This window comes from Chamaesiphon sp. OTE_75_metabat_556, from assembly GCF_031378165.1.
Classification (GTDB): domain Bacteria; phylum Cyanobacteriota; class Cyanobacteriia; order Cyanobacteriales; family Chamaesiphonaceae; genus Chamaesiphon.
Window position 1 is genome coordinate 1 of the sequence record NZ_JANNDR010000153.1, and the last position, 7,080, is coordinate 7,080.

7 protein-coding genes are annotated in these 7,080 nt (G+C 48.6%); all 7 read right to left on the bottom strand.

The annotated features are described in order from the left end of the window. A partial coding sequence (locus RMO27_RS06455) for a serine hydrolase (RefSeq protein WP_309730724.1) occupies positions 1-952 on the bottom strand: 952 nt, incomplete at its 3' end. 100 nt (positions 953-1,052) lie between these two features. Further along, positions 1,053-1,853: a pyrroline-5-carboxylate reductase gene (proC, locus tag RMO27_RS06460; RefSeq protein WP_309730726.1), complete on the bottom strand. Its 801-nt coding sequence runs from the start codon at positions 1,851-1,853 to the stop codon at positions 1,053-1,055. Positions 1,854-1,913: 60 nt separating this feature from the next. Continuing rightward, positions 1,914-2,495, bottom strand: a complete 582-nt coding sequence (locus RMO27_RS06465) for a cell division protein SepF (RefSeq protein WP_309730729.1) — start codon at positions 2,493-2,495, stop codon at positions 1,914-1,916. Between the two features lie 935 nt (positions 2,496-3,430). Further along, a complete protein-coding gene (locus tag RMO27_RS06470) occupies positions 3,431-4,099 on the bottom strand; it encodes a YggS family pyridoxal phosphate-dependent enzyme (RefSeq protein ID WP_309730731.1) in 669 nt (222 codons plus the stop codon). A 102-nt stretch (positions 4,100-4,201) separates the two neighbouring features. Beyond that, a complete protein-coding gene (gene pipX / locus RMO27_RS06475; protein WP_309730733.1) occupies positions 4,202-4,474 on the bottom strand; it encodes a transcriptional coactivator PipX in 273 nt (90 codons plus the stop codon). 133 nt (positions 4,475-4,607) lie between these two features. Then, the gene (locus RMO27_RS06480; protein WP_309730736.1) at positions 4,608-5,969 is read right to left on the bottom strand and encodes an anthranilate synthase component I; all 1,362 of its coding nucleotides are present in this window, start codon (positions 5,967-5,969) and stop codon (positions 4,608-4,610) included. A 110-nt stretch (positions 5,970-6,079) separates the two neighbouring features. Next, a complete protein-coding gene (locus tag RMO27_RS06485; protein ID WP_309730738.1) occupies positions 6,080-6,970 on the bottom strand; it encodes a CbiQ family ECF transporter T component in 891 nt (296 codons plus the stop codon). Positions 6,971-7,080: the final 110 nt, after the last annotated feature.

The following is a 7,080-nucleotide window of genomic DNA, read 5'->3' on the forward strand; positions in this document are numbered from 1 at the left end:
AGGGGAGTTCGATCGATCCGACATCGGCAATCAGCGAGCCAATGTCGCCAGTTTTGTGAGCGATTTTTGCGCCGGCACCCAAGCCTTGGGGGAGCATAGTATTGCGGGTGGTGTTGCTCATCATCTGCAACAGTTGGCGGCGGGAAGCATCCGAAACAATTTTACGGCCTTGGGGCGATCGATCGACGACATCGATCGCCCGCACCAATCGCGCTAATTCTCTAGCGGTGGTAACGTTTTTGCCGTCGAGATCGGGGAGGGGACGATTGATGGTAGTCGCTTGGAGTCCCCAGTTCCGAAATCTTTGATTGAGGGCTGCTGCCCCACCCAATCGTCGAATCAGCAGATTGGTGGCGGTATTATCGCTGATGACGATCATTTTGGTGGCAGCGACGAGGATACTGACTTTCGTTCCTGGTTTTTGCGCTTGGAGATCGCCAGATCCGCCCGCGATCGATTTTTGGTCGATGGTGAGTTGTTCGGCTAAATTGACTTTCCCCAGATCGACATCCTGAAACAGGGCGATTAGGATCGGTAATTTAATCGTACTAGCTGCTGGGAGAACTCGATCGGCTCCCAGTTGGCTGTATTCACCACTATCGCTATTGACGAAAATATAACTGGCATCTAGCTTGACTTTGGTTCTACTAGCAGCCTGAAGCTGTTTGGTGAGGTCGAGACTAGCAGTAGTTTGATGGAGATTATCCAGCGGGATCGGTAGTGGTTTGGGTGGGGGCGCGATCTCGATGGCGATCGGGGGTTTGGGCGGATTGACGATCGACATCGCCGTCCCGGCAATCGCACTCGCACCCAATCCACAGATGCTCGCTCGCACCAAGAGAATCAAGAGCCAGACAGATCGATCGATCTGTCTGGCTTGAAGTTGTCGGGCTGGTTTCCGGCGGCGAGGATTAGGATTGGATCGACGCTGGTTGCTAGAGTTAGAAGCCATATTGGGAAGTGAGGCACTAGATGTGTGGCTAGATCGGAAGCAAGACAAGCTGTAACTGGAAGTAAGCTACTCCTCACTATCAACTATCAACTATCAACTATCAACCGTTACCCAATTCCTGAGATCTTTTGCTGGCGGCAATCACCGCTTCAATTAGTGCCGATCGAAAACCTGCTTGTTCTAACTTGGTAACTCCTGCAATCGTCGTCCCACCAGGACTGGTAACGCGATCTTTTAATTGGGCGGGATGGAGTTGTGATTCTTTTAAGAGTGTAGCTGTACCCAGCACGGTCTGCAAGGCGAGTCGATCGGCGATCGCGCGGGGCAGACCGGCAGCGACCCCCCCGTCGGCGAGTGCCTCGATCGCCATGGCTACATAAGCAGGGCCAGAACCGGACAAACCAGTAACGGCATCCATTAAGGATTCGGGGACAGTGACGACTTCCCCAACGGCTTGAAAAATTTGGGTCGCTAGCTCCATTTGCTCGGCACTGACCAGCGATCCCGCCGCAAGTGCTGTCAAACCCATCCCGACAGTTGCGGGCGTATTGGGCATCGCCCGGACTACGGCTCGATCGGGAAATGCCCGTTCGAGCTGGGCGATACTGACTCCAGCCAGGATCGAAATTACGACTTGGTCGGGATTGAATCGCTCAATCGCACTAGCCACCACATCAAAAATTTGGGGCTTGACTGCCAGTAATAAAACTGGAGCCATTGCCACCAAATTATTATCATCGGTTACCTGAACTCCATACTGTTGATGGAGGGCTTCCCGTTGTTTGAGTGTGGGTTCACCGATGATGATTTCGGTACTCTGATAAGTACCTTGTGTAATGAGGCGGGAGACGATGGCAGAACCCATCACCCCGCCACCGATGACACCTAGTTTGACAGACATCTTACTACTTCCAGTTATCGAGCTGCTCAAAACTTGTCGCAGTTGCCCTAGTTAACTAAGTTACTGAGCAGCGACGATTGGCTCGTTGCCCCATGTCTGCATCGGCTGACTCGTCCGATTGCGACTGACTGTCCGCTCTGCTGGTGCTTGCTGGTTAACCGTGTCAGTCATGACAGTGGTCGGAGTACTGACTTGGACGCAGTTTGGCGTGAATAAGAAAATATTATCGCCAATCCGTTCGTAGTGGCCGTCAATTGCATATGTACCGCCAGCCACGAAGTCTACAGATCGTTGAGCTTCTTCTTGTCGAATTAGTGTCATATTGAGGATGACCGACTTTCTTTGGCGCAAGGCATCGATGACTTGGGGCATCTCTTCAAAAGAACGTGGTTCGATTAAGATCATTTCCGATACTCCATGCACGATCCCTGGCATCCCCACGACGTTATTGATTTTGGCAGGAGTGCGAGTCTCGGCGGTTACCCGTCGGAAGCCACGCCGTTCTTCTTCAACAACTGGCTGTTGGACTGGGGGTTCTGGCTGCTGAAACTCACTGCGATACGCATCGCTATCCGTGTCATCGCAATCATCGTATTCTTCGTTCAAACCCATGAAATCTTTGAATCTATCTAAAACTTTCACCTTTAACTACTCCTGCGCCCTGTGGTGGTGGTATGGATGCTGTGTGTCTGTAACTGCTGCTGACCTACTCTCGAAAAGCTAGTCTTCAACGACAAATACAGTACTTGATCGATTATTGTCTGAAGCACTAATTTGTGGATGATACAAATGTCAGAAGACTCAACCCTGATTGGCTTGGTCACAAATAATACGCGGGTATTATTCGCTCCGACATCGAGCATAATACCACGAAATCAAGAATATAAAGAGAATCTATAGAAAATTAAACTTCTCATATTCACATGCGTTCAGTCTTCATTCGGCCATTCTGCTGAAAAAACCTGAATTTCATGACCCATATACAGTCCGATCGGCGATCGGGATGGTAGAAAATGCGGACGAGAACTATCTTACATTAAATTACAATAGCTTTGACAGCCATTGCCGAGTCGATCTCTGTTGTAGTGACACCTACAAGCTCAGAGCTGTTTGTTAATGGGAAAGTCAGATTGCTTAACATAACTTAAGCATCTTACACCAACAAAAAAATACTCTTATTCAAATCAACGGATTTAATTAACATCCCTTAAATCAATACCTCGAAAATTAGATTTTTCAGTTATTCGTGCATTGGTACCCATCCTCTATACGTTCGCCTTCTAATTTGGCTCGTGACAGTCGGCTATGACTGCGACACCAATTTTGAGGTGAGACGATCTAGCTCCAAAAACTGTTCCCGATCTCAGATTATCGCTGACACCAGCAGAATTTTAGTAAGCTCTCTAGCGATCGCCAGGTTGTGAAGTGGTGATGTTAGCCACTCACTAGACCCTCCCCTCAAGGTAGAAGGCGTAAGACAATTAGACACAGTTGCATAGTTTAGTACCGATCGAAGTCCAAAAAATCACTCAGCTAATTTTACTTGATACTAAGCAACAATTGTTTACAATCAGTTGTTATTCCTTAATGCGTTGGCCGAATAAAATACTGCCGAGTCGGACGATCGTTGCCCCCGCAGTGATCGCGGGTAGATAGTCGCCAGACATACCCATCGATAGTTCGGTGATCTGGAGATTCAATCCCGGTTGTTGGGCGATCTCCTGACTGAGATCCCGCGTCCGCTCGAATAATTGTTGCGTTTGGGCTGTGGTTAAACCTAGTGGGGGAATCGCCATCAAACCCCGAATGTGCAGGCGATCGCACTGAGCAATCTGGGGCAAATCGGCGAGCAGATCGGGAATCTCCCAGCCATATTTATCGGGATCGGGCAAAATTTTAACTTGGAGACAGATGTCGATTTTTTTGTCTAATTCACGACAGACTCGATCGATCTGCTGGAGTAGTTTGAGGTTATCGACGGAGTGAATCCAGTCAAAGATCTGAACTGCTTTGCGTACCTTATTACCCTGCAAATGGCCGATCAGATGCCAACACAGATCGGTCAAGTCGGCTAGTTCTTGCTGTTTTGCCTGCGCTTCTTGAATCCGACTCTCGCCAAAATCCCGAATGCCCACAGCATAAGCCTCCCGCATCAAGGTTGCTGGTACTTGCTTGCTTACCGCCATCAATCTGACTGAAGCGGGTAAATCTCGACGAATAGTCTCTATGTTGTGCGCGATCGTCATTTAGGGAGTAGGGGGTAGGGGGTAGGGAGTAGTGAATAGGGATCGCGCTCCTAGTCTAGATTATGACCGATCTAATCTACTCGTGTTGACACCACGATTTGGCTAGCCCGGGAAATTTTTTTGCATCGTTGATTGTAGCTCTTGAGATTCGAGGATTTGGCCGTTACGTCTGAGAAGGCGAATGCGGGTATCGATCGTCAAGCGAGCATCAGCACGAGTCACCGGCTGAAATGCTAGTCCTTCGGCATTAGAAGTAACTAGAAAAAAAACACGCTGTGCGTAAAGAGTCGTAAAGAGTTCTTGGTTCTCCTCAACAATACAGATGCGATAGAGCAAGCCAAAGGTCGGGTGGTTGAGGTAGTTTTCGGAAGTCATTGGTTAGGCTTTGGGAGTTGGGAGTTGGGAGTGAATAGTGGATAGTGAATAGTGGATAGTGGATAGTGGAAGCTATTAAAACTTGCTAAAGCCTAAAGCCTAAAGCCTAAAGTCTAAGCCTAAAGCCTGACCCCTAACTTATAATACCCAACGCAGCGATCTGAGCAGCAGCTTTCTGGAGAGATTCTTGCCACTCACGCTGGGGATGGCTGTCGGCGACGATACCGGCACCAACTTGCCCCCAGACGGTGCCTTGATGATACAACAATGTCCGAATCAAAATATTGAGGTCTAAGCGACCGCGCCGATCGAGATAGCCGCAGGAGCCATAAAACAAGTTACGGGGGCAGGGTTCGAGGTCGGCGATAATTTCCAGACAGCGGACTTTGGGGCAGCCAGTAATCGTGCCGCCTGGAAACATGGCGCGAATCAGATCGATCGAGTCAAACTGGGAATCCAATTCGCCAGTCACATTACTGACGAGGTGCATGACATGACTGTAGCGTTCGATCGAGAGTAATTCATCGACTTGGACGCTGCCCCACCGACAGACGCGACCGAGATCGTTGCGTTCGAGATCGACGAGCATGATGTGCTCGGCAATCTCTTTTTCATTAGCTAAGAGTTCTTGGGCTAATTGGCTGTCTTGGGCGGGAGTATGACCGCGTTTGCGGGTACCAGCGATCGGGCGAGTGGTGGCGAGTGGCGGTTGATACTGGACTAGTCGTTCGGGGGAGCAACTCATCATCGATCCCCACGGTGTCTGCCAATAGCTGGCAAATGGGGAAGGGTTGATGCTTTGGAGATTTTGATAGATCTGCCAGGGGTCGAGATCGGTCTGAGTACTAAAGCGCAGGGATAAATTAGCTTGAAAAATATCGCCAGCTTGAATGTATTTTTGAGCTTGAACGATCGCCTGTTGATACTCAGCGGCTGAGGTGTGAAAATTTAATTCTGTAGAGATCGAAGATGTTGGCACCGTTGCTGTGTGGCGATCCCCAGCATCAGTTCCGGCTAATTTCGCAGTCAGTTTGGTTAATGCTGCGGCGGTGGGTGCCGATATATATAAGAGTTGTTCCCAGTGGTCTAAAATCGCCAATGCCTGGGGAGCATACCAATAAGCGATCGGAAATGGCAGCGGGTCTGGTTTGCGCTCTGGGAGTGCTTCGATCTCCCAGGCTAGTTCGTAACCCAGCCAGCCCAACCAACCGCCTACAAAGGGTAAATGGGCTGGTAAATCGGATCTTTGCTCCCGATCGGGATTAGCTAATAAGCCGCGCAAACAATCTAAAATCCCACCGATGGCTGGCGTAAATATTTGTGGTTGACCATCGATCGTTTGGGGCGAACCAGCGCAAATCGAGTATCTGGTTAATGTAGATCGATCGCTATTAATCACTGGACTTTCTAATAAAGTCGCAATGCGATCGCACCGAAATAATCGATCGAAGATGTAGGAGCCAGTACGATTGTTGAGGGGCAGGGATAAATGCAAAGCGAGTGAAGGGGACGAGGGAACGGGGGAACTTGGGGACTTGGGGACTTGGGGACAACCCCTCCAATCACTATTCCCTAACACCTAAAACCTAAAGCCTAAAACCTAATTCAAGTAAATTGACCGCCGATTGAAAATCTGGCGATCCAGAAGATACCGAGAATGGCGATCGCCAAGAAGTCAATTTTTCTTAACCTTAATTGATGCCATTCTACCTTATGAGTATTGGGAGTAGTGAAGCCGCGAACTTGCATGGCGATCGCAATTTGTTGGGCGCGGCTGAGGAGATTTTCAAGGATTTTTTCCGATACGGTCAACCAAACTTTGGCACTATTTTTGAGTCCTAATTTTTGCCAATCGATCGCGCGGGTATATACAGATCGCACTAAATTTTGGATCTCTTCTAGTACTAGGGGAATAAAGCGGAGCGCGAGGGTGAGCGTCAGTGTAATCTCGGTTACGGGCACATGCCAGCGGCGGAGCGGTGCCATCAAATGGTCTAATCCAGTCGTAACTTCTTCGGGAGAAGTCGTCAGCAGATAAACCGTAGCACTATAGATCGAGGTGAAGATTAATGTGCTGGCATAAATAGCATTATCTAACGATTTTTTGGTGATTTTGAGATGGATAATCCCACTATCAATTTTGAATAAGATATATTGATAAGGTTGGACGATTTCGATACCAGCATCAGCAGGCGATCGCACTTGCTGAGTGACGTTAATACTATCTGGGGCAAACATCCCCACTAGAAAAATTGCGCCCCCAAATAGTAATAGCCATCCCATCTGCTGTTTGAGTGCGCGCCAAGGGATCCCCGCGAGTAGACTAATCAGGACTAGTAGCACGACTAAACCCAATTTCCAGCTTGCACTAGCCAGGATCGGTGCTAATAGAAAACTCAACAGCCAACCGAGTTTAACTCGCGGATCGAGCCGATGCAGCCAAGTGACTGGCTGTTCTAAATATAATCCAATGGGCAGGGAGCGGAGTAAATCCATCTATTAATTGATAATTGATAATTGATAGTTGATAATTAATAGAATTATGAGGGTGGTTACTACCCTACTATCTACATCTGAAAATTGATGGTAGGGGTAATTCATGAATT

Coding starts and splice junctions, on each gene's coding strand:
- proC (WP_309730726.1), bottom strand. CDS start 1,853: ATGTCTGTCAAACTAGGTGTCATCGGTGGCGGGGTGATGGGTTCTGCC.
- RMO27_RS06470 (WP_309730731.1), bottom strand. CDS start 4,099: ATGACGATCGCGCACAACATAGAGACTATTCGTCGAGATTTACCCGCT.
- pipX (WP_309730733.1), bottom strand. CDS start 4,474: ATGACTTCCGAAAACTACCTCAACCACCCGACCTTTGGCTTGCTCTAT.
- RMO27_RS06485 (WP_309730738.1), bottom strand. CDS start 6,970: ATGGATTTACTCCGCTCCCTGCCCATTGGATTATATTTAGAACAGCCA.